The sequence below is a fragment of the Ramlibacter sp. genome (assembly GCF_035706265.1).
Classification (GTDB): Bacteria; Pseudomonadota; Gammaproteobacteria; order Burkholderiales; family Burkholderiaceae_C; genus Ramlibacter.
Genome location: NZ_DASSVG010000241.1, coordinates 1 through 2,226 on the forward strand (window position 1 = coordinate 1; position 2,226 = coordinate 2,226).

1 protein-coding gene is annotated in these 2,226 nt (G+C 75.3%); it reads right to left on the minus strand.

The window, feature by feature from the left end; translation table 11 throughout:
• Positions 1-113: 113 nt before the first annotated feature.
• Complete coding sequence (locus tag VFM98_RS09045) at positions 114-2,075, minus strand: ATP-binding protein (protein ID WP_325109588.1); 1,962 nt, start codon at positions 2,073-2,075, stop codon at positions 114-116.
• Positions 2,076-2,226 lie beyond the last annotated feature (151 nt).

Genomic DNA, 2,226 nt, shown 5'->3' on the forward strand with positions numbered 1-2,226 from the left:
CTCGCCAGCTCCGGCCCGCCCGGCTCGCTCTCCGCCCCGGCCAGCGGCGGCAGGCGTCGCCGCGCGTCCTGGGGTGTGGCACGGGCGGCGTCGAACACGGCGGGCTCGCGGCTTCAGAAGCTGTCGGGGGCCCGCTGGCCGAGCTTGCGGTATTCCAGCGCCAGCGCTTCACGCAGGTCGTCGGCGGTGAGCGACGACTCGGCCTCGCCGTCCTGCCCGCGCTGGCGTGCGAGCAGCGCCGCCGTCAGCACCGCATTGCGGATGTGCCCGCCCGGCAGGTCCACCAGCGCGGCGATCGCGTTCATCACCGAGGGATCCACCTGCGGTGCTTCGCCCAGGTGCAGCGACCACAGCGTGCGCCGCTCGGCCACGTCCGGCAGCGGGAACTGCACCACGGCATCGAGCCGGCGCAGGAAGGCGTCGTCGAAGCGCGCCTTGCTGTTGGAGGTCAGCACCGCCACGCCGTGGAAGGTCTCCAGCCGCTGCAGCAGGTAGTTGGTCTGCATGTTGGCGTAGCGGTCGTTGGCCTGCTTGACGTCGGTGCGGGCGCCGAAGAGCGAGTCGGCCTCGTCGAAGAGCAGCACCGCATCCAGGTGCTCGGCGCGGGACAGCAGTTGCGCGAGGTTCTTCTCGGTCTCGCCGATGTACTTGCTGACGACGGCGGCCAGGTCGACGCGCACCAGCGGACGCGCGAGCCGGTCGGCCAGCCACTGCGCCGCCAGCGTCTTGCCGGTGCCCGATGCGCCGATGAACAGGGTCTTCACGCCATCCCCGAGGCGCCCGCGCAGCAGCGGCCCGAGCCGCTCGCCGGCACCGGCGCGGGCCAGGCAGCGCGTGAGCAACAGGCCCAGTTCACGGTGCACCTCGGGCGGGCCCACCCAGGCATCGGCGGGAATGCGGTCGGATGACAGCTGCGCCCAGGCCGAGAGGCTGCGCGCGCTGGCGCGCACCGCTTCCTCGATCGCGCGATGCGCCTGCCCGTCCCGGGCGTGCGCCGCGGCTTGCGCCAGCACCGAGATGCCGCAGCGGGAGCGGGCGACGGCGCCGCGGTCGCCAGGGCCGATCGCGTCGGCCGGCAGCTTGCGGAGGCCGGACCACAGCGCGAGCCGGTCGCGCGCATCCGGCAGGCCCAGCTCACCTTCGTGCATCGGCAGGGTCGATTCGAAGGCGGCGTCGGGCGCGGCCAGCACGATCAGCGGGCCCGTCCAGTGCGCCAGGCCCGGCACGCGCGTGGCGCTGCCCGGCGCCGCCTCGGCCTGCCACACGGGAATGCCGCGGGCCGCAACCAGGGCCGGGACGACGCCCTCGCGGGCGGACAGGAGCGCCACCGCATCGCTGGATAAGCCGCGCGCCTCGTCGGTCCCTTCGATCTCGAAGGCGATGCGGCCCATGCGCGCGGCCAGCCGCGCCGCCATGGCCCGCAGTTCGCCGGCATCGATGCCGCGCAGGACGAGGGCGCACGGCCCGCGTGACGCCTGCGCGGCCGCCCCGAGCCGGACGACGGCCTCGGCCCAGGCCGCCGGCAGGGGCCAGCACGGTTCGCCCAGGGGCTGGAGCCGCAGGCGCCCCAGCGGCGTCGCATGCGCTGCCGGCTCGCCGCACGCCAGCCACGCGACGAGGCACGCCGGCATCTGCAGGGTGCGGGCGTGGGCCGGCTGCTGCGGGTCGGACAGCTGCAGCAGCCCGCTCGCCAGGGCCGTGCCCTGCAGCAGGCGGCCCAGGGCTTCGGCCGGTGACGGCCCGTCCTCGTCGAGGCTGCCCGCGAGACTGGCGAGCAGGCCCAGCGTGGGGCGGGCCGGACCGATGCGGCTGGCACTGCCTTGCAGCAGCGACAGCGCCGCCGCCGGCCGGGCATCCAGTTCCACCCACAGGGCCAGCGCCGCGGCCGCGTGTTCGACCGGCGCGAGATCCAGGGCCGCGACCAGCGGCGCGAGCACGGCTTCGTCCACCACCGGCTGCGGGGGCGGATCGCGCAGCCACTGGGCATCGGGATGCGCGAACTGATCCGGCGGCAGGCTCGCAGCCAGGGCCGCGAGCAGCCGCGCATGGAGCGAGGGCCGGACCGCCTTATCCATGCGGGTCGTCCGCGGGCGGCGGCAGCCGCCGGGCGTCCAGGAAATGGAAGTGCACGATGTGGCGGAACCAGGGCACCCAGCCGGGATCGGCATCGAGGCCGAGGCGGCGCAGGCGCATGTCCACGTCGTCCAGGGCGAAAAGGACGTCGAC

Excerpts from the sequence above, each read along its gene's own strand:
- VFM98_RS09045 (WP_325109588.1), bottom strand. The coding sequence starts at position 2,075 with ATGGATAAGGCGGTCCGGCCCTCGCTCCATGCGCGGCTGCTCGCGGCC.